Annotated in this window: 19 protein-coding genes and 1 pseudogene; 6 read left to right on the top strand and 14 right to left on the bottom strand. The window is 74.1% G+C overall.

Annotated elements, in window-relative coordinates:
• The first annotated feature begins 156 nt into the window (after window positions 1–156).
• On the top strand, window positions 157–1,020 hold the full coding sequence (locus ACJ9NR_RS30160) for a phosphotransferase (RefSeq protein ID WP_412491580.1): 864 nt from the start codon (window positions 157–159) through the stop codon (window positions 1,018–1,020).
• 130 nt (window positions 1,021–1,150) lie between these two features.
• On the opposite strand, the gene ACJ9NR_RS30155 is transcribed toward ACJ9NR_RS30160, so the two are convergent.
• Together ACJ9NR_RS30155 and ACJ9NR_RS30150 are read right to left on the bottom strand one after the other, a co-directional pair.
• Window positions 1,151–1,876: a 3'-5' exonuclease gene (locus tag ACJ9NR_RS30155; RefSeq protein ID WP_412491581.1), complete on the bottom strand. Its 726-nt coding sequence runs from the start codon at window positions 1,874–1,876 to the stop codon at window positions 1,151–1,153.
• Window positions 1,877–1,978: 102 nt separating this feature from the next.
• Window positions 1,979–3,226, bottom strand: a complete 1,248-nt coding sequence (locus ACJ9NR_RS30150) for a DUF5919 domain-containing protein (protein WP_412491582.1) — start codon at window positions 3,224–3,226, stop codon at window positions 1,979–1,981.
• 869 nt (window positions 3,227–4,095) lie between these two features.
• On the opposite strand from ACJ9NR_RS30150, the gene glgX reads away from it, so the two are divergent.
• From glgX to ACJ9NR_RS30135, 3 genes are all read left to right on the top strand, one after another.
• A complete protein-coding gene (glgX, locus tag ACJ9NR_RS30145) occupies window positions 4,096–6,225 on the top strand; it encodes a glycogen debranching protein GlgX (RefSeq protein WP_412491583.1) in 2,130 nt (709 codons plus the stop codon).
• Between the two features lie 163 nt (window positions 6,226–6,388).
• Window positions 6,389–8,743, top strand: a complete 2,355-nt coding sequence (treY, locus tag ACJ9NR_RS30140; RefSeq protein ID WP_412491584.1) for a malto-oligosyltrehalose synthase — start codon at window positions 6,389–6,391, stop codon at window positions 8,741–8,743.
• Window positions 8,744–9,067: 324 nt separating this feature from the next.
• Window positions 9,068–10,318, top strand: coding sequence for a M14 family zinc carboxypeptidase (locus ACJ9NR_RS30135; RefSeq protein ID WP_412491585.1), 1,251 nt, complete (start codon window positions 9,068–9,070; stop codon window positions 10,316–10,318).
• Window positions 10,319–10,358: 40 nt separating this feature from the next.
• Here the strand turns inward: ACJ9NR_RS30135 and ACJ9NR_RS30130 are convergent, their stop codons facing one another.
• From ACJ9NR_RS30130 to ACJ9NR_RS30120, 3 genes are all read right to left on the bottom strand, one after another.
• On the bottom strand, window positions 10,359–10,793 hold the full coding sequence (locus ACJ9NR_RS30130; protein WP_412491586.1) for an SSI family serine proteinase inhibitor: 435 nt from the start codon (window positions 10,791–10,793) through the stop codon (window positions 10,359–10,361).
• Window positions 10,790–12,157: a M14 family zinc carboxypeptidase gene (locus tag ACJ9NR_RS30125; RefSeq protein ID WP_412491587.1), complete on the bottom strand. Its 1,368-nt coding sequence runs from the start codon at window positions 12,155–12,157 to the stop codon at window positions 10,790–10,792. Before ACJ9NR_RS30125 ends, ACJ9NR_RS30130 begins: the two co-directional genes overlap by 4 nt.
• A gap of 161 nt (window positions 12,158–12,318) precedes the next feature.
• A complete protein-coding gene (locus tag ACJ9NR_RS30120; RefSeq protein ID WP_412491588.1) occupies window positions 12,319–12,870 on the bottom strand; it encodes an FHA domain-containing protein in 552 nt (183 codons plus the stop codon).
• A gap of 173 nt (window positions 12,871–13,043) precedes the next feature.
• On the opposite strand from ACJ9NR_RS30120, the gene treZ reads away from it, so the two are divergent.
• Window positions 13,044–14,789, top strand: a complete 1,746-nt coding sequence (gene treZ / locus ACJ9NR_RS30115; protein WP_412491589.1) for a malto-oligosyltrehalose trehalohydrolase — start codon at window positions 13,044–13,046, stop codon at window positions 14,787–14,789.
• Between the two features lie 94 nt (window positions 14,790–14,883).
• Here treZ and ACJ9NR_RS30110 read toward each other — a convergent pair whose 3' ends face one another.
• The 9 genes and pseudogenes from ACJ9NR_RS30110 to ACJ9NR_RS30070 all read right to left on the bottom strand — a co-directional run bounded on the left by ACJ9NR_RS30110 (window position 14,884) and on the right by ACJ9NR_RS30070 (window position 23,879).
• Entirely contained in the window at window positions 14,884–15,819 is a 936-nt protein-coding gene (locus ACJ9NR_RS30110) for an aminoglycoside phosphotransferase family protein (protein WP_412491590.1), read from the bottom strand.
• A gap of 50 nt (window positions 15,820–15,869) precedes the next feature.
• Window positions 15,870–16,997 carry an aminopeptidase P family protein gene (locus ACJ9NR_RS30105; RefSeq protein ID WP_412491591.1) on the bottom strand — a complete coding sequence of 376 codons (1,128 nt, stop codon included), beginning with the start codon at window positions 16,995–16,997 and terminating at the stop codon, window positions 15,870–15,872.
• Window positions 16,998–17,114: 117 nt separating this feature from the next.
• Window positions 17,115–17,234, bottom strand: a pseudogene (locus ACJ9NR_RS30100) (LysE family translocator); the annotation flags it as partial.
• A gap of 181 nt (window positions 17,235–17,415) precedes the next feature.
• Window positions 17,416–18,006, bottom strand: a complete 591-nt coding sequence (locus ACJ9NR_RS30095; RefSeq protein ID WP_412491592.1) for a PDZ domain-containing protein — start codon at window positions 18,004–18,006, stop codon at window positions 17,416–17,418.
• Window positions 18,007–18,210: 204 nt separating this feature from the next.
• Window positions 18,211–20,403, bottom strand: coding sequence for a germacradienol/geosmin synthase Cyc2 (gene cyc2, locus ACJ9NR_RS30090; RefSeq protein ID WP_412491593.1), 2,193 nt, complete (start codon window positions 20,401–20,403; stop codon window positions 18,211–18,213).
• A gap of 119 nt (window positions 20,404–20,522) precedes the next feature.
• The gene (locus ACJ9NR_RS30085) at window positions 20,523–21,275 is read right to left on the bottom strand and encodes an ABC transporter ATP-binding protein (protein ID WP_412491594.1); all 753 of its coding nucleotides are present in this window, start codon (window positions 21,273–21,275) and stop codon (window positions 20,523–20,525) included.
• Window positions 21,272–22,111: an ABC transporter permease gene (locus ACJ9NR_RS30080; RefSeq protein ID WP_412491595.1), complete on the bottom strand. Its 840-nt coding sequence runs from the start codon at window positions 22,109–22,111 to the stop codon at window positions 21,272–21,274. Before ACJ9NR_RS30080 ends, ACJ9NR_RS30085 begins: the two co-directional genes overlap by 4 nt.
• Complete coding sequence (locus tag ACJ9NR_RS30075; protein ID WP_412491596.1) at window positions 22,108–22,908, bottom strand: ABC transporter permease; 801 nt, start codon at window positions 22,906–22,908, stop codon at window positions 22,108–22,110. Before ACJ9NR_RS30075 ends, ACJ9NR_RS30080 begins: the two co-directional genes overlap by 4 nt.
• Window positions 22,905–23,879, bottom strand: a complete 975-nt coding sequence (locus tag ACJ9NR_RS30070) for an ABC transporter substrate-binding protein (RefSeq protein ID WP_412491597.1) — start codon at window positions 23,877–23,879, stop codon at window positions 22,905–22,907. The genes ACJ9NR_RS30075 and ACJ9NR_RS30070 overlap by 4 nt, the downstream gene beginning before the upstream one ends.
• A gap of 214 nt (window positions 23,880–24,093) precedes the next feature.
• On the opposite strand from ACJ9NR_RS30070, the gene ACJ9NR_RS30065 reads away from it, so the two are divergent.
• On the top strand, window positions 24,094–25,356 hold the full coding sequence (locus tag ACJ9NR_RS30065) for a cytochrome P450 (RefSeq protein WP_412491598.1): 1,263 nt from the start codon (window positions 24,094–24,096) through the stop codon (window positions 25,354–25,356).
• The last annotated feature ends 5 nt before the right edge of the window (window positions 25,357–25,361 follow it).

Genomic DNA, 25,361 nt, shown 5'->3' with positions numbered 1-25,361 from the left:
AGGGGAGCCAACGGGCCCTCACCCGCGCCCGGCGCGCGGTCTCTGGGCTCGGGAGCCCGCGCACCGGGTGCGACCTGTGCGGATGCGAGACTGACCGGGGCACGGCGTGGTCCCGGCCGCCGCTCACTGCAGGGCTGCGACGACACGGAGGCGACGATGGACGAGGCACGGGCGCGGGAGGTACTGGCCTCGGCGCGGGTGCTGCCGGGCCCGGCGCGTGACGCGCGGCTGCTCGCCCTGGGCGAGAACGCGGTGTTCGCCGCCGGTGACCTGGTGGTCAAGGTGGGCCGTGACGCGGAGCTGCTGGACCGGGCGCGCCGCGAACTGGACATTGCGCTCTGGCTGGCCGGGGCGGGCGTGCCGGCGGTGCGGGCGGCCGAGCCGGAGCCGCGGCTGGTCGGCAGGCACCCCGTGACGGTGTGGCACCGCCTGCCGGATCCCGTGCGGGACGCCGAGCCGCGGGATCTGGCCGCACTGCTGCGCGTGGTGCACGCGCTGCCGCTACCCCCCTTCCCGTTGCCGCCGCGCGAGCTGCTCGGCGGGGTGGAGCGCTGGCTGCGGCTCGCGGGGGACGCGATCGACCCGGCGGACGCGGCGTATCTGCGTGAGCGCCGGGACGGGTTCGCCGCCGCCGCGGCCGCGTTGACGCCCCGTCTGACGCCGGGGCCGATCCACGGGGACGCGCTGCCGCGCAATGTGCACGTCGGGCCGGAGGGTCCGGTGCTGGTCGATCTGGAGACCTTCTCCTGCGATCTGCGGGAGCACGACCTGGTGGTGATGGTCCTTTCGCGGGACCGCTACGGGCTGCCCGCGGCGGCCTACGACGGGTTCGCCGAGGCGTACGGCTGGGACGTGCGGGAGTGGGAGGGGTGTTCCCTGCTGCGGGGGGCCCGGGAGACGGCCAGTTGCGCGTGGGTGGCCCAGCACGCGCCGGGCAGTCCCGGGGCGTCGGCCGAGTTCCGGCGGAGGGTGGCGTCGTTGCGGGACGGGGACGAGACGGTGCGGTGGTTCTCCTTCTGAGCACACGGGGGCGGCGTGAGCGGTGACGGCCGGCGAGCGGGTGGTCCGCGCACGGGCGGAGCGCCCGGCGGGCCCCGCGGCCGCATGGGGACACGGGCCGCCGACGCCGCCCGCTCACCCGCTCACCCGCTCACACCACCGGCTCGTCCGTCAGCTCCCGCAGGGGCCAGGTGCCGTCGACGACCGCCGTCGCGTCGCCCTTGCGGCGCAGGAAGTCCTGGAAGTCCGCCGCCCACTCGGCGTACCACTCGATCTGGCGGCGGTGCAGTTCCGCCGGGCCGAGGGCCGCGATCTTGCTGTGGCGGGCGGCTATCGCACCGGCCAGGCCCGCCGCGGCGAGGGCGTCCGCCGCGGCGTTGTGCGCGGCGTCGAGGGGGACGCCGTACTCCGTGCAGACGGCTTCGAGGTTGCGCTTGCCGCGGCGGTAGCGGTCCACCCGGCGGTCGATGCAGTACGGGTCGATGACCGGGGCGGGGTCGGTGCCGCCCAGGCGTTCCCGCAGCGACGGCAGGTGGTGACGCCGCAGTTCGGCGGAGAGCAGGCTGAGGTCGAAGGCGGCGTTGTAGGCCACCACCGGGACGCCCGTCTTCCAGTACCCGGCGAGGACGTCGGCGATGGCGTCGGCCACCTGGTCGGCGGGGCGGCCCTCCGCGGCCGCGCGTTCGTTGCTGATCCCGTGCACCGCCACCGCGTCCGCCGGGATGACCACGCCCGGATCCGCCAGCCACTCCCGGCGCCCAAGCGGCCGCCCGCCCCTGACCTCGATCACGGCCCCCGCGACGATGCGCGCCTCACGCGGATCGGTGCCGGTCGTCTCCAGGTCGAAGCCGATCAGCAGCTCCCGGTGCCAGCCCATGGGCGGCCCCCCTTCTTGGTGGTGCTTTCCCCCAGTGGTCTCCACCTTCCCATGCGCCACTGACAATCCGAGGAGCGCATTCCGCTTACCGCCGGGGACAGTTCAGGACACGGGGCGCGAATCCGCCCACGTCATTTCGAACTCCTCGCGGTAGGTGGGGAAGAGTCCACTGTCGACCCCCTTGTCCAGATCGCCCGGCTTGACCACCCGGTTGCCGTTGCGCAGCACCAGCACCGGTGCCTCCATGCCGCGCGAGCGCCGCAGATAGGACTGCACGACGGCGACGCCGTCCGAGCCGTCCCCGTCGACCAGGTAGGCCGAGCAGCGCGGGGTCTCGTCGTAGACCTGGATCTCGAAGGCGCCCGGGTCGCGCAGCCGGGAGCGCACCCGGCGCATGTGCAGGATGTTCATCTCGACGGACCGGCTCAGCTCCCCGCGCTTCATGCCGAGTTCACGCTCGCGCCGCTTCACCGCGCTGGAGGCCGGGTTGAGGAACAGCAGCCGCACCCGGCAGCCCGCCTCGGCCAGCCGCACGAGCCGCCGCCCGGAGAAGTTCTGCACGAGCAGGTTGAGTCCGATGCCGACGGCGTCGAGGCGGCGGGCGCCGCCGAAGATGTCCTCGGCCGGGAAGTGGCGCAGCAGCCGCACCCGGTCGGGGTGCACGGCGACCACGTCGGCGTACCGGTCACCGACCAGGTCCTCCACGGCGTCCACGGGCAGCCGGCGGGCCGAGGGCACGTCCCCGGCCGCGCCCAGCATGTCCAGCAGCTTCGCCGAGGCCCGCTCGGCCTGGTGCAGGACGGCCTCGGACAGCGCCCGGTTGCGGGAGACGACGTTACGGGTCACCTCGAGTTCGTCGAGGGCGAGTTCGACCTCGCGGCGGTCGTCGACGTACGGCTCGAAGCACGGCCAGTGCTGCACCATCAGCTCCCGCAGCTGCGGGAGGGTGAGGAAGCTGAGGACGTTGTCGTCGGCCGGGTCGAGCAGGTAGCCCTTGCGGCGGCTGACCTCGCGCACGGCGACCGCCCGCTGCACCCACTCCTGGCCGGCCGGTCCGGCCGCGGCGACCACCCAGTCGTCACCGTGGACGGGTTCGTAGACGGGCCGCAGAACGGCGGCCACGACCGCGCGCATCCGCTGTTCGACGAGGTTCAGCCATATGTAGGCCCGTCCCGCTCGCTGGGCGCGCGTACGCACCTCGCGCCAGGCGTCGGCGTCCCAGTCCAGCTCCGGCCCGATGGAGTTCGCCGCCATGGGCCTGGCCAGGGACACCGTGCCGGGCGGGACCTCTGTGGAGTCCCCCTCGTGACCCTCGTCACCAGGGGGCAGCTCCCGCCCTCCCGAGCCCACCCGCGCACCGCCTTCCGCTCCCCCGAGCACTCCCCGTCCCAACGATCAAGGAAGGGTACTCCGGGACCGGTCGGCGATGCAGCCGGATGGACAGGGTCGTTGCTCAACTACGCGGCTCCCAGTGGCCGTTCTGGCCCGCGGGGGCGCCGGGAATGAGCGGATTCATAGCGGTGACCTCCCGCGGGGCGGTCCAGAAGCCCTGCCGCTGCGCCGGCACGGGCCGCTGCCGGTCCGGCGCGGTGGGCTCCTCGCCGGTGACGTCCTCGCGGTCCGCCCGCAGGCCCGCGCCGAGCGGACCGGCGATCAGCAGCCCGGCCGCCCCGGCGCTCCCGGCGCGGCCGAGCGGCGGCTGGAGGCCGTGCCGGACCCCGGTCTCGTCGAGCTCCCCGCTGTCCGGATCGACGTCCTCGGTGACGAGGGCGTCGTGCCGGTGGCCGGTAGAAGGTCACATCGGCCCGTCCCGGCCCGGCGCGCACGGGCCGCGCCGGACCTCCCCGTCCCGCTCGGCGCCGCCCGGAGCGTGACCGGCGGGCGGGGGCCGCGGCGCCTCACCGTCGGCCTCCGACGCCCCGCCGCCCCGCCGCCTCCCGACACGTCCGCGCCCCCCGCCCCCGGCAGAACGATCACAGCCGTCACAGCGGCCGCATCCGCCACCACCTACCCCGTATGGCGGTGCGCCGAGTCGCTCCTGTTCTTCCCCCTGCTCCCCTTCGGTCACGGGAGTACCTGTTCGCCCCACCGGTTCGGCATACCGCGTATGCCTGGTCGAGCGGTAAGAGGGACATAAGTCATAGGGGGTTCCCTCACTTTCGGGGACACTCGACGCCAAGGCGCCCCCGACGGCGCGCTCCACCTGAAAGAGTCGATGCATGCAGGTCTGGCCTGGCGAGGCGTATCCGCTCGGTGCCACGTACGACGGCGCCGGCACCAATTTCGCGGTCTTCACGGAGGCCGCGGACCGAGTAGAGCTGTGTCTGCTGCACGACGACGGCTCGGAGACGGCGGTGGAACTGCGCGAGAGCGACGCGTTCGTACGGCACGCGTACGTGCCCGGCATCATGCCGGGGCAGCGCTACGGCTTCCGCGTACACGGTCCGTACGCCCCCGAGCGCGGTCTGCGCTGCAATTCGGCGAAGCTGCTGCTCGACCCGTACGCGCGTGCGATCAGCGGTTCCGTCCGCTGGGGCGAGGAGGTGTACGGCTACCACTTCGGCGCCCCCGAGAGGCGCAACGACCTCGACTCGGCGCCCCACACCATGACGTCGGTCGTGGTCAACCCCTACTTCGACTGGGGCGACGACCGGCGGCCGCGCCGCGGCTACCACGAGACGGTGATCTACGAGGCCCATGTGAAGGGCCTCACGATGCAGCACCCGGGGCTGCCCGAGGAGCTGCGCGGCACCTACGCGGCGCTCGCGCACCCGGTGATCATCGAGCATCTGGTGGAGCTCGGCGTGACCACGCTGGAGCTGATGCCGGTACACCAGTTCGTCAACGACCACCGGCTGGTCGACATGGGCCTGAACAACTACTGGGGCTACAACACGATCGGCTTCTTCGCCCCGCACAACGCGTACGCCTCCTGGGGCGACCGCGGCCAGCAGGTCCTGGAGTTCAAGTCGGCGGTGCGGGCCCTGCACGAGGCCGGCATCGAGGTCATCCTGGACGTCGTCTACAACCACACCGCCGAGGGCAACCACCTCGGCCCGACGCTGTCCTTCAAGGGCATCGACAACCCCCAGTACTACCGCCTCACCGACGACCCCCGTTACTACATGGACACCACGGGCACCGGGAACTCCCTGCTCATGCGGTCCCCGCACGTCCTTCAGCTGATCATGGACTCGCTGCGGTACTGGGTCACGGACATGCACGTCGACGGCTTCCGCTTCGACCTCGCGGCGACGCTGGCCCGGCAGTTCCACGAGGTGGACCGGCTGTCGTCGTTCTTCGACCTGGTGCAGCAGGACCCGGTGGTCTCCCAGGTGAAGCTGATCGCCGAGCCGTGGGACGTCGGCGAGGGCGGCTACCAGGTGGGCAACTTCCCGCCGCTGTGGACCGAGTGGAACGGCAAGTACCGCGACACCGTACGGGACCTGTGGCGCGGCGAGCAGCGCGCGCTCGCGGAGTTCGCCTCCCGGCTGACCGGTTCCTCGGACCTCTACCAGGACGACGGCCGCCGTCCGCTCGCCTCGATCAACTTCGTCACCTGCCACGACGGCTTCACGCTGCACGACCTCGTCTCGTACAACGACAAGCACAACCAGGCCAACGGCGAGGACAACCGGGACGGCGAGAGCCACAACCGGTCCTGGAACTGCGGGGCGGAGGGCGAGACCGACGACCCCGGGGTGCTGGAGCTGCGGGCCCGCCAGATGCGCAACTTCTTCGCCACGCTGATGCTCTCCCAGGGCGTGCCGATGATCAGCCACGGCGACGAGTTCGCGCGCAGCCAGCGCGGCAACAACAACGCCTACTGCCAGGACAACGAGCTGGCCTGGGTGACCTGGCCGGCCCCCGACGCGGAGGAGGGCTCGCCCGAGCGCGAGCTGCTCGACTTCGTGCGCGCGATGGTGTGGCTTCGCAAGGACCACCCGGTCTTCCGCAGACGCCGCTTCTTCCACGGCCGGCCCGTGGAGGGCACGCACGACGACCTGTCGGACATCGCCTGGTTCACCCCCGAGGGCAAGGAGATGACGCAGCGGGACTGGGACAAGGCGCCGGCCTCCGCGCTGACGGTGTTCCTCAACGGCAACGCGATCTCCGAGCCCGGCGTGCGCGGGGAGCGGATCAGCGACGACTCGTTCCTGCTGATGTTCAACGCCTCGCCCGAGCCGCTGGACTTCGTGGTGCCCGTCGACCACGGCCGGCAGTGGCAGGCCGTGGTGGACACCGCCCGCACGCAGGGGGTGCTGCCGGACGGGGACCAGAAGGTGCAGGCCGGTGACCGCCTGACCCTGGTGGACCGGAGCATGACGGTGCTCCGGCGGCCCGTCTAGCTCCTCGGCCGCCGACGCCCGCGGTGTGCGGGTCCCCACGGCGGTCACCCGGCCCGAGGCACCGGCCCGCCACGCGCGCGTGGCGGGCCGGTGCGCCTGCGGGACGTACACCCGTGCGGGGGACGATGACAGGAAGGGCGGCAGGGCGGGTACGTAGGTCTGCATGACATCTGAGCGACCCGACCCCATGGCGCCCACGGCCACCTACCGGCTGCAGCTGCAGCCGGCGTTCCCGTTCGCGGCCGCCGCGGCCGCCGTGCCGTACCTGGCCTCGCTCGGCGTCTCGCACCTGCACCTGTCGCCCGTGCTGGAGGCCGTGCCGGGCTCCACGCACGGCTACGACGTGGTCGACCCCGCGCGCGTGCGCGAGGAGCTGGGGGGCGAGGACGGGCTGCGCGCGCTGGCCCGCACCGCGCGGGAGCACGGTCTCGGCCTGGTGGCCGACATCGTGCCCAACCACATGGCCATGGCACCGCGGCACAACCGCGCCCTGTGGGAGGTGCTGCGGGAGGGCCCCGACTCGCCGTACGCGCGCTGGTTCGACATCGACTGGGAGGCGCAGGACGGGCGGATGCTGCTGCCGGTGCTCGGGGGGCCGCTCGGCTCGGTGATCGGCGAGCTGCGGGTCGACGGCGACGTGCTGCGCTACCACGACCACGTCTTCCCGCTGCGCGAGGGCACCGGGGGACTGCCGCTGCCGCAGCTCCTGGACGCGCAGTACTACCGGCCGGCGTGGTGGCGGCTGGCCCGCACCGAGCTGAATTACCGGCGCTTCTTCAGCATCTCGGAACTCATCGGCGTGCGGGTCGAGGACCCGGAGGTCTTCGAGGCCACCCACGCGAAGATCCTGCGGCTGCTGCGCGAGGGCGTGATCGACGGGCTGCGCGTCGACCATCCCGACGGCCTCGCCGACCCCGGCGCGTACCTGCGCCGCCTGCACGAGGCGACCGGGGGCCGCTGGACGGTCGTGGAGAAGATCCTGGCCGACGGGGAGCGCCTGCCGCCGTCCTGGCCCGTCGCGGGCACCACCGGCTACGACGCCCTGCGGCACGTCGACGGCCTCTTCACGGACCCGGCGGGGTCCGGTGAACTCCTCGGGCAGTACCGGCGCTTCGCGGCCCCGCAGACGGACCGGGGAGGCGACTGGGCGGCGACGGTGCGGCGGGCGGCGTACAAGGTGATCACGTACGAGCTGGCCACCGAGGTCAGCCGGCTGACCCGGCTGGCGAGCGGGCTGTGCGCCGCCTCGCCGGACCCCGCGCTGCGCGACCGCGCCCCCTGGGCGCTGCGCACGGCGCTGCGGGAGCTGCTGGTCCGTCTGGAGGTCTACCGGCCGTACGGCGCCGAGGACGCCGCGTCGGTGGTGACGGAGGACGCCGCGGCCGAGGCCCGGCTCGCCTTCGTCGTACCGGAGGAGGCCGGCGCGGTCGACGTGGTGCGCGACCTGGTCCTCGGGCGGGCGGGCGACGGACCCGGGCACGAGGAGTTCCGGACGCGTTTCGCGCAGACGGCGTCGGCGCTGCGCGCCAAGTCCGTCGAGGACACCGCGTTCTACCGCTATGTGCCGCTGCTCTCGGCCAACGAGGTGGGCGGCAACCCGGGGAGCCCGGCGCTCCCGCCGGAGGACTTCCACACCTACTGCGCGCGCGTGCAGCGCGACTGGCCCGTGACGGGGACGGTCGCCTCGACGCACGACACCAAGCGCAGTGCCGACGTACGGGCGGCCCTGGCGGTGCTCACCGAGTGCCCGGGGCGCTGGGCGGACGTCCTGACGGAGGTGACGCGCGCGGGCGAGGGCGTGCCGGACGCACAGCTGGCGTGGGCGGCCTGGCAGACCGTGTTCGGGCTCGGGCCCGCGGACCCGGAGCGCGTGCGGGAGGCCCTGCTGAAGCATGTGCGCGAGGCGGGGCTGCTGACGAGCTGGACGGAGCAGGAGCCCGCGTACGAGGAGGCGGTGGCCGCGTTCGTCGCGGCGGGGCCGTGCGGGCCTCCGGGCGAGCACGTCACCGCCCTGCGGCGCGCGCTGGGGACCCACATCCGGGCGAACGTGCTGGGAACCGCCCTGGTCCAGCTGACGATGCCGGGCGTGCCCGACGTCTACCAGGGCACCGAGGGCGAGTACCTGGCGCTGGTGGACCCGGACAACCGGCGGCCCGTGGGCTTCCCGCCCGCGCACCCCGGCGACAAGGACGCGCTGACCTCGGCGGCGCTGCGGCTGCGCGCGCGGCGGCCGGGCGCCTTCGGGGACGCGGCCACGTACACACCGCTGCCTGCGCGGGGCCCGGCGGCGGCCCACTGCACGGCGTTCGCGCGGTCCGGGCAGGCCGTCACGGCCGTGACGCGGCTGTCGCTGCGGCTGGCGGAGGCGGGCGGCTGGCGGGACACCCGGCTGCCGCTGCCACCGGGTCACTGGTCCGACACGCTCACTCCGGGCCGCCGGTTCACGGGCCACGTACGCGTGGCGGAGCTCTTCGAGGGGCTGCCGGTGGCGCTGCTGGAGCGGGAGGACGCGGAGTAGTCCGGCCGGCCGCGGCGGACCGGGGACCCGGAGGCCCGGCCGGGAGGAGGACCGCACGCGCGCGGAGCACCGCCGGAGCCTCCTGCCGCCGACCCCGGCCCACCGCCGTCCCGTCCTCCGGCCGGTCGTCTCCGGCCGGTCCCCGCCGGCCGTCCCCCCGGGCCGGTGACTTGCGGCCCGGGCCCCACCGCGAGCTCCCTCGCTCACCCCGGCCGGCGGTCAATGCATCAGGGCGCCCCCTGGCGCCTCCCCCCAGGCGTTATTGACACTTCGGCGCGAGCATGGGGTACTTCGGATGGCGAAGCCGGGCGGACGTGACGGGGGGTGGGTCTCCTGCCGCAGCTGCGCTACCCCACCGTGACGGAACTCGTCGCACGCGCACGGTCGTTGGCCGTCCAGAGTCCCGGTCTGTGCGCACTGAGGCAGGTGGGGGCCTCCCGGGCGGGCCGCCCCCTGCACCTGCTGTCCGTGGGCCACGCCCCGCGGGCCGTGCTCGTCGTCGCCGGCGCCCACGCCAATGAGCCCACCGGCGCCTGCACGGTCCTCTCGCTCGCCGAACGGGTTCTGGCGGAACGGGAGTTGCGCACCGGCACCTCCTGGCACTTCCTGCTCTGCGTGGACCCCGACGGAGCGAGCCTGCACGTCACACCGGCGCCGCGCAGCCTCTACGAATACCACCTCGGGTTCTTCCGGCCCGCCGCCGAGGAACAGCCGGAGTGGTCGCCGTCGGTGCTGCCGGCGCACCTCCTGCCGCCGGAGACCCGCGCGCTGACCGGGGTCATCGACGAGGTGCGCCCCTACCTCCAGGTGTCCCTGCACGGAACCGACCTGGGCGGCAGCTGGGTGCAGCTGACCAAGGACATACCGGGTCTCGCCGAGCCGTTCGCCAAGTCGGCGGCGCAGCTGCACATCCCGGTGGAGACGGGCGCCTCCGACGCCGCCGGCTGGGCGGCGTCGGGCCCCGGGGTGCATGTGATGCCGGCCCTCGGCGCGGGCGCCGCGTACCCGAGCATGCCGGACGACGCGCGCCGCAGCACCTGGTACGCCACGCACCGCCACGGCGGCCTGACGGCGGTCGTCGAGGTGCCGATGTGGGCGAGCGACCTGGTGGACGACCCGGCCCCGCATCCCGCGCCGGCCGCGGCGATACGGCGGACGGCCGGCCGGCTGCTGCGGGACGCCTTCGAGGTGGACCGGGTGCTCGCCGAGGCGCTGCCCCGTCTGCAGGACGTCGGCGGGCCGCTGCTGCGGGCCACCCGATGGGTGCTGGAGCTGGTTCCCGGCCTGGCCGCGGACTGGACCCACACGCCGCCCGCCGACGACACGATGGCGTACGTCAGCAGTGTGGACGCGTTCGGCCGCCGCCTGCCGCTGCGCGCGGCGGCCATGCTGCTACGGGTCCTGCGGGAGCACGGCGACCGCGGGGCACCGGGTCTGGAGCGGCTCGTGGCGGCCTGGAGCGAGGGCTTCGCGGAACGCTTCCGGGCCCGCTGGGTGCCGCTGGAGCACCAGGTCGAGCACCAGTCCCGTACGGTCGTCACGGCCGCGCGGTACGCGCGCGACCGCGCGACGTGAGCACGCCGCGCGGGTTCGCGCACGGGCCGCGGGGGCGGGGTCAGCCGTCGAGGGCGAAGACCGACCCGGTCCGCGCCCTCATGAAGCAGGCGCTGGAGAACGTCTCGGTGTAGTCGATCTTCCGGTTGCGCCACTCGCCGCGCGCGCGGACGGTCACCGGCGCGTAGATCATGGGGCAGTAGGCGTTCTTCGCCGGGATGCGGGAGATGTCGCCGTCGGCCGCCGCCAGTTCGCCGCACGCCTGGGCCGCCCGCGCGTGGCCCGCGGGCGGGTCGCACAGCAGCAGGGTGTCGTGGTGGCCGCCGGAGCGGGCGTCGCCCCTGGTCACGGTGAGGTAGAGCCAGTTGTCCGGCGGGAAGTGGTGGGACAGCGCCTGCGCCGGGGCCGCGCCCGCGAGCAGGAGCGCGGCCGCGAGCAGGCCGCCTCGTACCGCTTTCGCCGTGCTGCTGATCGCCTGTGTGGTGCTGGTCGTCATTCCCGGTGCATCGGCACGGCGGCCTGGGAACCCCAGCCCGGCTCACCCGAACGGGAGCACGTGGGCGCGTACCGCAGGGCGAGTTCGAACGCGGCGAACACCACGCGCGACTGGTACTCCACCTGACGCGCGACCGGGATCCAGCGCGCGCCGATGCGGTCGCGGTAGTCGGTGCACCACTCGTCGATGAGCCGGTCCAGGTCCGGCAGCACGCCCGCGGGGTCGCGGCCGGCGGCCGTCACGAGCTGGTGCAGCAGCCCCGCCGTGCGCAGCGCCAGGCGGCGCCCGGCGATGCGCAGGGCGGCCAGGTGGCCGTTGCTGAGCGGCGGCAGGGGGCGCGCGCCGCCGTCGGCGACGTCGGGGTCCCAGGCGTCGGCGATTCCGGGGCAGACCAGTAAATAGTCGTCCACCGGGGCGAGCAGGGCCGCCGCGTCCGGCGTGCGGGCCAGGTGCGGCCTGAGCCGGGCGAGGAGCGCCTCCAGGAGCCGCGTGTCGCGGCGCAGCGTGTGGCTGACGGTGCGCAGCACCGCGGCCACGTCGGCGGGCGGGGAGCCGTCCTCCACGGCCGCCACGCCCCACATGGGCGCCTCGACGACCGCGGTCACCGTGCCGTGCCGGTAGGGGTGGAACCAGGTCGACTCGACGGCGGCCTCGGTGATGGCCGCGGCCAGGTCACCGATGCGCGGCGGCGGGATGCGGTAGACGGCGGGGCCCAGGCTCGGCCAGTACAGGGTGTCGTACGGGCCGAGTTCGCGCGGGATGCCGAGGCGGGTGGCGGCGTGGGCGACGCGCCTCGCGAGGCCGGGCAGGTCGTGGGTGAGCTCGACGAAACCGCCGCCGACGTCGACGCCGTGCAGCGAGCACTGGAGGAAGGGCCGCAGCTCGTCCTGCAGTTCCAGCAGCGTGCGGGTCTCGGGCAGCGCGGCGCCCGCCGCGCCGTCGGGCAGCCACTCGGGCTGTTCGAGGAAGCCGGGCCGAAAGAAGTTGCGGAAGTAGCGGCCGAGCGCGTACGGGCCCGGCAGCCAGCCCTCGTTGCGGCGCAGTCCGTCGGGGTCGAGGGAGAGCAGCAGGTTCCAGGTGGCGTCGCTGCCCTCGGTGAACCGCGGGTCGGCCAGGGCGCGTTCGGCCAGCCGCAGCACGGTGCCGCCGCCGACGGGTTCGTTGGCGTGCGGCCCGGCGACGACGAGGGCCTGACGGCTGCCGTGACCGACGGAAAGCAGCCACATCGGGTTGCCCGCCCGGGAGGTGCCGACGCGGCGCAGACGAGCGTCCGCGGGACGGCGGGCCACGAGTGCTGCCGCCCGAGCGCCGAGTTCGTCGACGGTCGGGTAGCGGAGGAGGGGCGGCAGGGCACACCTCCACAATGTGGCGCCGTCGTTTCACCTGATGTACATGGCGTACGCACAGTCAGTCACGACTTGGGGGGTACGTCAACACCGCGGGACGGAAACCGCTGCGGCCCATCGCAGCACGTCAACGTGATGTCATGCTCAGGCCAAAGCTGTTCCGTCGCGGCCGGGCCCGCTCAGCCGGAGGCGAGCCGGAAGGACATCCGCCCGAAGCCGACCTGATCGCCCTCGCGCACGACGGCGGCGCCGATGACCCGCCGCCCGTTCACGGTGGTGCCGTTGGTCGAGCCGAGGTCGCGCAGCACCCACATGCCGCCCTGGCGGCGGAGTTCGGCGTGCACGCGGGAGACGGTCTCGTGCGTCAGGCGCAGTCCGTTGGCCGGATCACGCCCTATGCGCAGCGGGTGGCCGTTGCCCGGGTGCGGCAGCAGCAGCTTGGGCAGGCGCTCGGCCTGCCAGGCCCTGCGCAGCCGCACGGTGAAGCCGGAGACCGCCTCCACGGTGCCGAGGACCAGGCGCGCGAGACGGTTGTCCTGGCGGAGGTCGGCGGTGAGCGCGGCGAGTTCCTCGGAGCGGCGGGCGGCGAGCGCGAGCTCCATGCGGTGGATGAACGTGTCGTGCGAGAGCCGTCCCGTGGCGACGCCGTCACGCAGCACCTTCAGCGCCTTGTCGCGCTCCGCGTCGGACAACCGCGCGCGGTAGGTGGGGAACTCGAAGGACGACGTCACGTTCGTGATTGTCGGTCAGCGGACCCCGGCTGTCCAGGAAACGGGAGAACGCCGGGCACCCGCGCGGGCCCGGCGACACCAGCCGCAAAACGGCGGATGCGAAAGCGCGCCGATCTCGTTTGGCGCACCATGGACGGGCTACGTCACGGTGAGCAGACGAAGGGGAACCGTCCGTGCAGTTCGAGGTGTGGGCACCACAGGCCGAGCGTGTGACACTCCGGTGCGACGGCGCCACGCGCGCGATGGAGCGCGATCCCGGCCGGGAGGGGTGGTGGCGGACGGAGGCCGAGGCGCGGGACGGCTCGCGCTACGGGTACGCGCTGGACGACGGTCCCGTGCTGCCCGACCCGCGTTCGCGCCGGCAGCCGGACGGCCCCGACGGGCTGAGCGCGGTCGTCGACCACGAGCGCCACGCCTGGCGCACCGCGTGGGCCGGGCGCCCGCTGCCCGGGGCGGTCCTGTACGAGCTCCACGTGGGCACCTACACCCGCGAGGGCACCCTGGACGCGGCGGCCGAGCGGCTCGGGCACCTGGCCGAGCTGGGCGTCACCCACGTCGAGCTGATGCCGCTGTGCCCCTTCCCCGGGCGGCACGGCTGGGGCTACGAGGGGGTCTCGCTGTGGGCGGTGCACGAGCCGTACGGCGGCCCCGAGGCGCTGAAACGGTTCGTCGACCGGGCGCACGCCCTCGGCCTGGGCGTGGTCCTGGACGTCGTCCACAACCACCTCGGCCCCTCGGGCAACTACCTCCCCGCGTTCGGGCCGTACTTCACCGACACCCACCACACACCGTGGGGGTCCGCCGTGAACCTCGACGCGCCCGGGTCGGACGAGGTGCGGGACTACCTGCGGGAGAGCGCCCTCGCCTGGCTGCGCGACTACCGGATCGACGGGCTGCGGCTGGACGCGGTGCACGCGCTGGCGGACACGCGCGCGTGCCACTTCCTGGAGGAGCTGTCGGCGGCGGTCGACGCCCTCGCCGCCGAACTGGACCGCCCGCTGTTCCTGATCGCCGAGTCCGACCTGAACGACCCGCGGCTCATCACCCCGCGCGAGGAGGGCGGCCTCGGCCTGCACGCGCAGTGGAACGACGACTTCCACCACGCCCTGCACACCGCGCTGACCGGCGAGTCCCAGGGCTACTACGGCGACTTCGCGCGCGCTCCCCTGGCGGCGCTCGCCAAGACCCTCACCGGCGGCTACTTCCACGACGGCACCTACTCCAGCTTCCGCGGCCGGCGGCACGGGCGGCCCCTGGACCGTACGCGCGTGGCCGCTCACCGGCTGCTCGGCTACGGCCAGACGCACGACCAGGTCGGCAACCGCGCCCTGGGGGACCGGCTGTCGGCCTCCCTCTCCCCCGGTCTGCTGGCCTGCGCGGCGACGCTGGTGCTGACGGCCCCCTTCACGCCGATGCTGTTCATGGGCGAGGAGTGGGCGGCCGGCACACCCTGGCAGTTCTTCACCGACCACACCGACCCCGAGCTCGCCGAGGCCGTACGGCGCGGCAGGCGGCGGGAGTTCGCCTCCCACGGCTGGGCGGAGGAGGACGTACCGGATCCGCAGGACCCGGCGACCCGCGACCGTTCCTGCCTCGACTGGACGGAGCCCGGCGGCGAGCCCCACGCGCGCGTGCTCGACTGGTACCGCACGCTGATCGCGCTCCGGCACGGTCAGGCGGACCTGACCGATCCCGACCTCGCCGACATCAAGGTGGCCCACGACGAGCGGCAGCGCTGGCTCGCCTTCCGCCGCGGGGACGTCCGCGTGGCCGTGAACCTCGCCAAGGAGCCGGCCGCGATCCCCCTGGGACCGCGCCACGCGCGCGTGCTCGCCGCGTGGGAGCCCGTCGAGGCGCCGGGCCCGGACGGGCTGCTGCAGGTGCCCGGGGAGTCGGCCGTGGTGCTGCTCCAGGGCTGAACGGCGCGGAGCGCCCGGCGGGAGGCGCCGCGAGGTGCCGCGCGGCGCCGTCCGCCGGGCGCCGGCGAACCGCGGCGGGCTCCGCCCGGCCCGCTCAGACGTCCCCGTCGCCGTCCCGGAACTCCGTCACGCGCTCCAGCAGGATCGCCTCCCAGGCCCGGCGGAGCCGGAGCCTGAGCAGCGGCAGCACGGCCGCGTCGGGGCCCCCGAGGGCCCCGGCGAGGCGCACGACGGCGTCGCAGCGGGCCAGCCACAGGCCGCGCAGGCAGGGGCGGGCGCCGTAGCCGGCGAGGGTCGCGGCGCGGACGGCGGCCGGTGAGCCGACGGCGACGGCCAGCCCGGCGATGTCCTCGGCGGGGTCGCCCACGACCGCGTGGGACCAGTCGAGGACGCCGCGCACCCGGCCGTCGGGGCTGACCACGAGGTGCTCGCCGCCGAGGGAGTGGTGGACGAGCACGGCCGTGCCCGGCTGGGCGGCGAGCTGCACGGCGGCGGGCCCGGTGAGCTGGTGGAGCCGTACGGGATCGAACTCGTCGGCGGCGGCGAGCGGTTCGGCGGCGCGCCCGGCGGCCCGGCGCAGGGCCTCCAGGGAGCGGGGGGCGACCCGCGGGACGCCGAGCGTCTCGGCCTGCCGGGCGGGCACCCCGCGCAGCCCGGTGAGCAGCCCCGCGAGGTCGGCCTCGCCGACGGCGGACACGTCGTGCTCCTCGCCCGATCCGCCGGGCACCTTCGTGTCCAGCGTGTACGTCAGCCCCGGCGCCCACTCCCCGTGCGCCACGCTGCTGGGCACGGCGACCGGCAGGTGCGGGCGCAGCAGGTCGCGCAGCCGCAGTTCGCGGCGCTGGCGGACGGCGGCCTCACGGTCGGGCGCCAGGCGCAGCACATGCCGGCCGCCGACCCACCAGGTGCTGTGCCCGGCGCCCTCGGTGACGGGCCGCACCTCGGGTCCGACGCCGGCCGCACCCTCCTTGAGCAGGGAACTGACCAGCCTGCGGACGGTGTCCGCGGTGGGTGTCGGTGCCTGGGTCATGGTCCGCGCCGTCGTCGCTCGGGGGTCTGCCGGGGTTCCTGGTGGCTGCTTCAGTCCACTATGACCATCTCCCGGGTCGTGTCGTTCAGCCGGCGCCCGCCGTCCTCGGTGACGGTGACGATGTCCTCGATGCGCACCCCGAACCGGCCGGGCAGGTACACGCCGGGTTCCACGGAGAAGCACATTCCGGGCACCAGGGGCTGCCGTTCGCCCTCGATCATGTACGGCGGCTCGTGCGTGGTGACGCCGATGCCGTGCCCGGTGCGGTGGATGAAGTACTCGCCGTACCCGGCGCCGGTGATCACCTCGCGGGCGGCCCGGTCGACGTCCTGGCAGGCGGCGCCCGGCCGCACCGCCCGGAAGCCCGCCTCCTGGGCCTCGCGCACCAGGTCGTGCACCCGGCGCTCCTCGTCGGTGGGCTCGCCGACGTGGACCGTGCGGGAGGTGTCGGAGCCGTAGCCGTCCTTGAGCCCGCCGAAGTCCAGGACGACCATGTCACCGCGCTCGATGACGCGGTCGCCGACCTCGTGGTGCGGGTCGGCGCCGTTCGGGCCCGAGGCGACGATGGTGAAGTCGACCTGGGAGTGGCCGAACTGCCGCAGCAGGTCGGCGAGGTCCGCGCCGACGGCCGACTCCTTGCGGCCGGCGAAGGGAACCTTCCTGATCTCCTCGAACGCGGCGTCCGCGGCCGCGCCGGCCGCCGCCATCAGTTCCAGCTCCGCCGCGTCCTTGACGGCGCGCAGCATCGGCAGGGCCTCGGTGAGGGAGTCGTAGGAGGTGCCGGGCAGCGCCCGCTGGAGGCCCAGCAGGTGCATCGCCCAGGCGTTGTCGCTGATGCCGAAGCGGCCGGTGCCGGACAGCAGCGCGGCGGTCGCGGCGTAGGGGTCCTTGCCGTCGGTCCAGTCGCGCAGGTTCAGGGCGGGCGCACCGGGCGCCCGCGCGGCGTCCGGGGCCTCCAGCGTGGGGACGACCAGGACGGGGGACCGGCCCTGGGCGAGGACCAGCAGGGTGAGCCGTTCGGTGACCGCGGTGGGCGCGTAGCCGGTCAGCCACACCAGGTCGGGCCCGGGTGCCACCAGGAGCCCGTCGAGACCGGCGTCGGCGGCGGCCCGCGCGGCGCGGTCCATGCGGGCCCGGTAGTCGTCGGCGGTGAAGGGCGCGTGCGTGCTGCCGGTCATCCGGGCCTCCCTGGCCGGTTGAAAGGACCACAAAGGACTACGGGCAGCATCCTGCCCGGACGGCGGGGGCGGCGCGACCGGTCCGCGGGGCTTTCCGGCCCTGTGCCGTGCACGGCGTCAGCCCTCCAGGGCGAGGCGGACCCCGAGCAGCAGCAGTACGCCCCCCGAGGCCTGCTCCAGGCGGCGGCGCACCCCGGCGCGCGACAGAGCGGTCCGCATCCGGCCGACGCACCACACTGGGTCGGCGAGGCTCATCAGCAGCCCCGCGTGGCAGCCGCCGCGCCGCTCTTCCTGCCGCCCTGCAGCGCCCCGCCCCCGGACGCCCTCTCCGGAAGGCGGCAAGGGTGCTCGGCATGAGGGTCATCGTGGCCGGTGCCGCCGGACGGGACCAGTGGTTTTCCCGGTGTCACATCCGGGGTCACATGACGAATCCGGGTACGGCCGTCAGCCGCTGGTAGCGGCCGCTCGGGTGCCGGATCGTCAGGACGACCCCGGAGCCGGGGCGGGCGTGCGCGACGGCGCGGGCGAGGTCCGCGGCCGACGCGATACGGGTCCCGCCGAACGCGAGGAGCACGTCGCCGCGGACCAGGCCCGCCGTGTAGCCCGGGCCGGGGACGTGGACGCCGACGACGAGGGCGCCCGTCCGGTGGGCGTCGACCGCCTCCAGGCCGAGGGTCGCGGTGGCGGGTGCCGGGGGCGCCGGCGGGGTGGCGGGCGGGCTCGTGGCCGGGGGCGCGGGAGCCGGGTGGGACGCGGCGGGCGGGTGCCGCTGCGCCTGGCGTTGCAGGCCGGCGAGTCGGCTCATCCCCATCACCGTCGTGCCCACGGTGCCGAGGCCGACGCCGGTGAGCACCAGGACCGCGGCGACGAGCAGGCCGGACAGCAGGGTCCTGAGCCGGCGGGCCCGCTTCCGCGCGGCGTGCGGGTGCGGGACGGGCGCGCCGGGCCGGGTGCCGCGACCGGGGTCCCGGCCGGGCATCGGCTTGGGCCGCAACGCAGTCTGTTCCATGGATCGCCTCCTGCTGAAGCTCTACCCGGGACCCCCGGCGCGCGACGAGCCACGAACGAGTGAGACTGACCGGTGGAAGGCGGCGGCCCACAAGGCGTGGACACCAGTTCGATACGACGGGCTCGCGTCCGCACCCGATCGGCCCGTGCCCGCGCCCGCCGGTACGGGCGGCGGGCGCGGGCACGGGCCGGGTGGGGAGGCGGGTCACCCGAGGACGGGTACGGCGGGCGGCCGGTCCGGGAGGAAGCCGTGGACCCGCCGGGCCAGGTAGTCGGCCTTGTAACGGTCCACCGTGCGATGCCAGTTGAGGATGCCCGACAGCCAGTTCCGCAGATCGGCCACATAGCCGCCCAGCGCCTCGCGCGCCTCCCGCGAGAGGCCGAGGTCGTCGGCGACGAGCGGCAGTTCGTGCGCGACGACGTGCTCGAACTGCCGCATGCGCTGGGTCATCAGGTCGTGGACGACCGAGAGCGCGGTCGGATAGTCGACGCCGAAGAAGTTCTGCACGACGAGGATCGAGTTGTGGATCTCGCCCTCGTACTCGATCTCCTTCTGGTAGGAGAAGACGTCGTTGAGCAGGCAGGCATAGTCGATCGCGGCGTTCTCCAGTGAGCGGACGGGGCCGCTGCGGTAGACCTCGGGCGGGACGGCCGGGCCCCGGCCCATCCGGCACAGGCTCAGGGTGAGGTCGGAGCCGAAGGTGGCGCGGCGCATCTCCAGGTAGTCGACCGGGTCGGGGATGCGGTGCTGCAGCTGGTTGGACAGCTCCCACACCCAGCTCTCGGTCATCACGTTCACCGAGTCCTTCAGGGTGCGCCGGTCCTCGGGCGGCATCCCCGCGGTGGTACGCGCCCACAGGTCGGCGAGGCCGCGTTCCATGGCGTTGAGCGGGGCGACGGGCACCTCGCCGTCGAGGGGCATGCAGTCCGACAGGCGCCGGGTGGTCAGCCGCGCGGCGGCCAGGTCGCGGCGGTGGCCGTACACGAGCGGGTAGTAGTCGTCGCCGTACGTCCCCCAGGCCAGCCACTGGGAGCTGAGGTCGAGGGCCTCCGGTGTCGCGTCCGGGTCCAGGCCCGCGGAGCACAGCGCAAGGTCGTAGGCGGCGAGTTTGTCCTCGTCCCAGACGCCCTCATGGAGCATCCCCATGGCGTGCGTCCAGGCGGTGAGCCGGGGCCGGGCGGCCTGCAGATGGGGGCTCAGCTCGACCTGGAAGGGCATGTGGAAGTCGGGCAGCAGGGACGGCCCGACCTTCTGGTACGGCACGTGCGTGTACGCGCGCAGCCTCCCCCACTGCCCAAAGGGCGTGGGAGGTGCCCCCACGGCACCGGCCGCGGCGAGCAGCGTGCCGGCGCCGGCGGCGGAACCGCTCGAACCGCTCGGGCCGTGCCACGGATTCCCCGGCCGTGCACGGGCGTTCATGTAGCGGCTGGAGCGCATGTGCCATTCGTGACCGCCGGACTGCCAGTCCTGCAGCCCCCGGGTGTAGGCGGCGACGGCGGCGACCTCGGGCGCGGACAGGCCCAGTTCCACCGCCAGCGCGGGCACTTCGGTGAGCGCGGTGTGCTCGAACTGGTGCAGACGGGAGGTGAGGACGTCGTTGACGGTGTCGGCGGCCTGCTGGGTGGTGCAGCCGAAGAAGGTCTCCAGGACGAGCACGCCGTTGCTGTTCTCGCCCTCGTCCTCGACCTCGCGCTGGTAGGAGAACAGGTCGTTGCGCAGGTGGACGGCGTCGGCGAAGGTCTCCATCAGCACCCTGAGGGGCCGCGAGGCGGCCGCGGCGGCGGGGACCTCGGCGGTCGCGTACTCCACGAGCCCCGCCGACCAGGGGGCGCCGCCCACCTTGCGGCGCATCTCGATGTACTCGACGGGGTTGGCGACACGCCCCTCGTTGATGTTGGACAGCTCCCACAGCGACTCGTTGAGGAGGTGCTCGGTGGCCACGGCGAAGCGGCGGCGCCAGCCGGCGGACATCGCCGGCACGGTACGCGTCCACAGGTCGGCGAGGCCGGCCTCGACCGGGTTGCGCGGCTCGGGCATCGGGGTGGCGAGGTCCATCGGCATGAACAGCGGGAGCCGGTCCAGGTGGGCCTTGCCGGCCGCGCGGTCCTGGGTGCGCTTGAAGACCTCCAGGAAGTGGTCGTCGAAGAAGAAGACCCACACGTACCAGTCGGTGATCAACGACAGGGCCGGTCCGTCGCATTCCGGATGGGTGTAGGCGCAGAGCAGTCCGTAGTCGTGGGCCTCGAGGTCGGACCGCTCCCAGATCCCGGACCCCTCCAGCATGCCCATCTCGCGCGCCCACCGGGTCGAATGGGCACGCGCCTCGTCGACGTGCGGGTTCAGCCGCGCGGGGTACGGCATGTAGAAGTGCGGGAGTTCGAAGGGCTGGTGCGTCATGGCCGGGCCCTACCCGGGGCTGTTCGGCGTCATCCGCCGGCCCGGACATGATCACACCATCGCGTGAAGCAGGGGTGGGTGCGGGAGGTCCCGTGGGAGCTCAGGCCCGGCCGCCCGCCTCAGCTCCCCCGTACCGCCCGCCCCACCTCCGCTCGCAGCGCCACGAACTCCGGCAGCCCGCGGGTCGCGATCTGCTCGCGCCCGCCGGGGAGTTCGACCGGCAGGTCGAGGACGACACGGGAGGCCGGGCCCGGGGACAGGACGACGACGCGGTCGCCGACGTAGACGCTCTCGTCGATGTCGTGGGTGACGAGGACGATGGTCGCGCCGTCGGTGCGGTGCACCTCCAGGAGGAGGTCCTCCAGGTCCTCGCGGGTCTGCGCGTCCAGGGAGCCGAAGGGTTCGTCCATCAGAAGCAGTGCGGGGCGGCAGACCAGGGCGCGGGCGATGGCGACGCGCTGCTGCATGCCGCCGGAGAGCTGCCAGGGATGGCGGCGGCCGGCTCCTTCGAGGCCGACGCGTTCGAGGATGCGCTGCGCCGCGGACCGCCGCTCGGCGCGCGGCAGGCCGCGGCGGCGCAGCGGGAGGGCGACGTTGTCGCGGACGGTGAGCCAGGGGTAGAGGGAGCGGCCGTAGTCCTGGAAGACGACGGCGAGCCGGTCGGGTACGCCGGTGACGGGGGTCCCGTCGAAGGTGACGGAGCCCTCGGACGCGGGCTGCAGGCCGGCGACGGTGCGCAGGAGCGTCGACTTGCCGCAGCCCGACGGGCCCACGACGCACAGCAGTTGGCCCTCGGGGACGGTGAGGGTGATGTCGTGCAGGACGGGCTGGTCGCCGTAGCGCTGGCCGAGGCCGTCGAGGCAGAGCTTCATGCCGTGGTCCTTCCCCGGCCGACGAGCCGTCTCTCCACCGCCAGCAGCGCGGTGTTCAGCACGTATCCGAGGACGCCGAGCAGGAGCAGCGCCGCCCAGACGGTGAGCAGGTCGGAGCGGGACTGGGCGTCGGTGAGGGTGAAGCCGATGCCGTCGGCGCTGCCCGGGAGCAGTTCGGAGAAGACCATGAGGATGAGGGAGAGCGAGAGGCTGAGGCGCAGGCCCGCGAAGATGCGGGGCAGCGCGGAGGGCAGGAGCAGGAACCACAGCCGCTCCGCGGGGTTCAGCCGCAGCACGGCGGCCACGTCGAGCCGCAGCGGGTCGGTGTTGCGCGCCCCCTCCGCCGTGTTGATCAGGACCGGCCAGACGGCGCTGAAGGCGATCGCCGTGATCTGCATGGGCGTGCCGAGGTCGAGGACGACGACGAAGACGGGCACCAGCGCGGGCGGCGGCACGGCCCGCGCGAACTGCAGCACGGGGTCGCACAGCGCGTACGCCCAGCGCGACCTCCCGACCGCGAGCCCCAGTGCGACGCCGGTCACCGCGGCGATCCCGAACCCGGCCGCCATGCGCCCGAGGCTGGGCAGGACGTCGGCCACGGCGGCGTCGGTGAGGAACAGCCGGCCGGCGGGCCCGGAGAACCACAGCTCGTGGGCGCGGCCGGCGATGCGGCCCGGTGGCGGGAAGTACACGCTGCCGTGGGCCCGGGCCGCCACCTCCCACAGACCGACCGCGACGGCGAGGACCGCCAGGCGCAGGAGGACACGGCCACCCGCGCTCGCGGCCGGAGCCGGGCCGCGCCCGGTGCCGCGCGCGGGCGCGGCGGCCGCCTTCACGAGCGCACCCCCTGGCCGTCCGCCCGCCCCTGGGGCGTCCAGGGGAAGAGCCGGCGTTCGCACCGGACCAGGACGGTGTTGACGATCAGCCCGAGGGCGCCCGTCCAGACGACTCCGGCCAGCACGTCCCGGGTGCCGTCGGTGGCCAGGCCCGCCTGGGCGATGAAGATGCCGAGGCCCTCGCCGAAGCCGGAGAGCAGTTCGGTGGCGACGGCCAGGATGAGGGCGACGGCCGCCGAGATGCGGATGCCGGCGGCGATGAACGGTGCCGTGCCGGGCAGTTCGACCCGCAGCAGCACCGAGAGCCGGCCGAAGCCGAAGGCGCGCAGGGTGTCCTTGGCGAGCGGGTCGGTCTCGCCGAGGCCGTAGACGGTGTTGAACAACACGGGCCAGACGCACGCGTACGTGATCAGGGCGACCTCGGTCTCGGTGCCGGTGCCCAGCAGCAGGGAGACCAGGGGGATCAGCGCGACCGACGGCAGCGGCCGCAGGAACTCCACGATCACGCGTACGGCGGAGTCGACCAGCGGCACGCTGCCGAGCAGCAGCCCGAGCGGGACGGCGATCGCGACGGAGAGGCCGAGGCCGAGTGCCCAGGCCTTCAGGGTGGCACCGACCCCGGCCAGGAAGGCGCTGTCACCGCCCAGCTCCACGGCGCGGGCGAGCACCTCGGAGGCGGGCGGCAGGTAGCTGCGGCGGACGATGCCCGCGCGGCCGACCGCCTCACAGGCACCGAACGCCAGCAGCACGCCGAGCAGCCCCAGCCACCGTTCCCGGTGCCGTCCGGACCGCTTCACTTGACCAGCAGCGTCGCCGGGTCGAGCTTCTTCTTCAACAGCCCCTGTTTCTCCATGAGTTGTGTCAGGCGGCGCAGCTGCGCCGCGTCGCTGGTGGCCGGATAGGCCGGCAGCTGGATCTTCTTCGCCTGGTCGGCGGTCACCTTGGTGTACTTGGGCAGTTCCCCGCGTACGGCGTCGGGGTCCCGCGTCGCGATCTCGGAGGCGGCCTCGATGGCGCGCCGGAAGGCCGCCGCCGCCTCGGCGTGCGCGTCGGCGAACTTCCGCGTGGTGACGTAGCCGCTGATGGGCAGCGACCGGACCGGCGCCGAACCGCCGTCCAGCAGCACCCTGGCCTTCAGGTCGCCCTGGATCGCGCTGTCGAAGGGCTCCACCGCGTGCACGGCGTCGACCTGGCCGCGTTCGAGGGCGGGTCCCATCTGCGGGAAGGCGATCTGCCGGTAGACGGGCCGGCCGACGCCCCTGGCGTCCAGGATCGCGTTCAGCGTGAGTGACTGGACGTTGTTGAGGATGTTGACGGCGACCTTCTTGCCCGCGAGGTCGGCGACGCTCTTGATGGAGGAGTCCTTCGCCACCAGGACGTCCATCATGTGCGGCGCGACCCGTACGCCCTCGGCGAGGATGCGGACGTCGAGGGTGCCCTTCTCGTCGGCCTGCAGGAAGGTCACGTAGTTCGCGCTCGCGATCACGTCGACCTGGCCGTTGGCGAGGGCGGGCAGTGCCTGGATGCTCTGCTGGACCGGCCGGATCGTGACGTCCAGCCCCTCCTTCTTGAACAGCCCGCGATCGCGGGCGAGGTAGAGCGCCGCCGAGTCGGTCAGCGGCAGCGCGGCCACCGTCAGCTTCGTGCCTTGGCCGCCTGTGGAGTCCGTGCCGTCCTTGCCGCCACCGCAGGCGGCGAGGAGCAGGATCAGGGCGGCCAGGACGACCGCCGGTTTTCCGATTCCCGGCCGTGATCGACGTAACGCCATGCGGGCATGACTACCAAATATTTGGCATGATCACTACAGGCGGGTCGGTACAACCGTCAATCTTTGGAGAAAAGCGAAGGGCTCTGCCGTCTCCCGGGCGCCCCCGGCCTTCCGCACGGTCGTCCTGGCACGGGCGGCGGCACCGCGACCGCCGCGGGCACGCCCGCCGCACGCTCCCTTGCCGCGCCCCCGTCCGCCGCGCCACCGTGGTCGCATGAAGGTGCGCGCGGCCCCGCCCGTCCCCGACGTCTTCGACCCGCGGCAGTACGCCGCCGGGGTGCCCCATGCCGCCTACCGCGTCCTGCGCGACCACCACCCCGTGGCCTGGCAGGACGAGCCCGAGGTGCTGGGCTGGCCGGCCGGGCCCGGATTCTGGGCGGTGACCCGGCACGCCGACGTCGTCCGGGTCCTCAGGGACGCGGCGACGTACTCCTCATGCCTCGGAGCGACCCAGATCCGCGACCCCGACCCGGCCGACCTGCCCTTCATCCGGCGCATGATGCTCAATCAGGACCCGCCCGCGCACGGCCGGCTGAGGCGGCTGGTCAGCCGGGCCTTCACGCCGGGCCGCATCGACCGCTTCGCGGCCGTGGCACGGGACCGGGCACGCACGCTGATCGCGCGGGCGCTGCGGGAGGCCCGCGCGCAGGACGGCACCGTCGACCTCGTCGGCGCCGTGACCGACGACTACGCCCTGCTCAACCTCGCCGACCTGCTCGGCGTCCCGGACAGCGACCGCGGCCTGCTGCTGCACTGGACCCGGCGCGTCATCGGCTACCAGGACCCGGACGAGGCCGGCGCCCCCGTGCTCGACTCGGCGGGCAAGCCGGTCAACCCCCGCTCCCCCGCGATGCTGCGGGACATGTTCGACTACGCCCAGCAGCTCGCCGCGCACAAACGCCGGCACCCCGCCGACGACGTGCTGACCACGCTCGCACACGAGCGCGAACTCGCCGACGCCGAACTGGAGATGTTCTTCTTCCTGCTCACCGTCGCGGGCAACGACACCGTCCGCAGCGCCGGCCCCGGCGGACTGCTCGCCCTGGCCGAGCACCCGCAGGCCCACCGGCTGCTGCGCACGGGCAAGGTGCAACCCGCCACCGCCGTGGAGGAGTTGCTGCGCTGGCACCCGCCCGTGCTCACCTTCCGCCGCACCGCCACCCGGGACGCCGAACTGGCCGGGCACCGGATACGCGCCGGTGACAAGGTGGTCGTCTTCCACGCCTCCGCCAACCGCGACGAACGGGTCTTCCCCGCGCCGGACCGCCTCGACCTCTCCCGCCGCCCGAACCCGCACGTCTCCTTCGGGGACGGCCCGCACGTCTGCCTGGGCGCGCACTTCGCCCGGCTGCAGCTGCGGGTGCTCCACGAGGAGGCGCTGCGCGGGCTGCCCGTCCTGCGTACGGCGGGCCCGGCGGGGCGGCTGACGTCCAACTTCATCAACGGCCTCAAGTCCCTGCCCGCGCAAGTCGCATGAGCCTC

The organism is Streptomyces sediminimaris (assembly GCF_047049295.1).
Classification (GTDB): Bacteria; Actinomycetota; Actinomycetes; order Streptomycetales; family Streptomycetaceae; genus Streptomyces; species Streptomyces sediminimaris.
This window is presented reverse-complemented; position numbering and strand designations above follow the sequence as displayed.

What these genes read in the sequence shown, in the direction of transcription:
- ACJ9NR_RS30160 (WP_412491580.1), top strand. Translation starts at nt 157, where the DNA reads ATGGACGAGGCACGGGCGCGGGAGGTACTGGCCTCGGCGCGGGTGCTG.
- ACJ9NR_RS30155 (WP_412491581.1), bottom strand. Translation starts at nt 1,876, where the DNA reads ATGGGCTGGCACCGGGAGCTGCTGATCGGCTTCGACCTGGAGACGACC.
- glgX (WP_412491583.1), top strand. Translation starts at nt 4,096, where the DNA reads ATGCAGGTCTGGCCTGGCGAGGCGTATCCGCTCGGTGCCACGTACGAC.
- treY (WP_412491584.1), top strand. Translation starts at nt 6,389, where the DNA reads ATGACATCTGAGCGACCCGACCCCATGGCGCCCACGGCCACCTACCGG.
- ACJ9NR_RS30130 (WP_412491586.1), bottom strand. Translation starts at nt 10,793, where the DNA reads ATGACGACCAGCACCACACAGGCGATCAGCAGCACGGCGAAAGCGGTA.
- ACJ9NR_RS30110 (WP_412491590.1), bottom strand. Translation starts at nt 15,819, where the DNA reads ATGACCCAGGCACCGACACCCACCGCGGACACCGTCCGCAGGCTGGTC.
- ACJ9NR_RS30105 (WP_412491591.1), bottom strand. Translation starts at nt 16,997, where the DNA reads ATGACCGGCAGCACGCACGCGCCCTTCACCGCCGACGACTACCGGGCC.
- ACJ9NR_RS30095 (WP_412491592.1), bottom strand. Translation starts at nt 18,006, where the DNA reads ATGGAACAGACTGCGTTGCGGCCCAAGCCGATGCCCGGCCGGGACCCC.
- cyc2 (WP_412491593.1), bottom strand. Translation starts at nt 20,403, where the DNA reads ATGACGCACCAGCCCTTCGAACTCCCGCACTTCTACATGCCGTACCCC.
- ACJ9NR_RS30085 (WP_412491594.1), bottom strand. Translation starts at nt 21,275, where the DNA reads ATGAAGCTCTGCCTCGACGGCCTCGGCCAGCGCTACGGCGACCAGCCC.
- ACJ9NR_RS30070 (WP_412491597.1), bottom strand. Translation starts at nt 23,879, where the DNA reads ATGGCGTTACGTCGATCACGGCCGGGAATCGGAAAACCGGCGGTCGTC.
- ACJ9NR_RS30065 (WP_412491598.1), top strand. Translation starts at nt 24,094, where the DNA reads ATGAAGGTGCGCGCGGCCCCGCCCGTCCCCGACGTCTTCGACCCGCGG.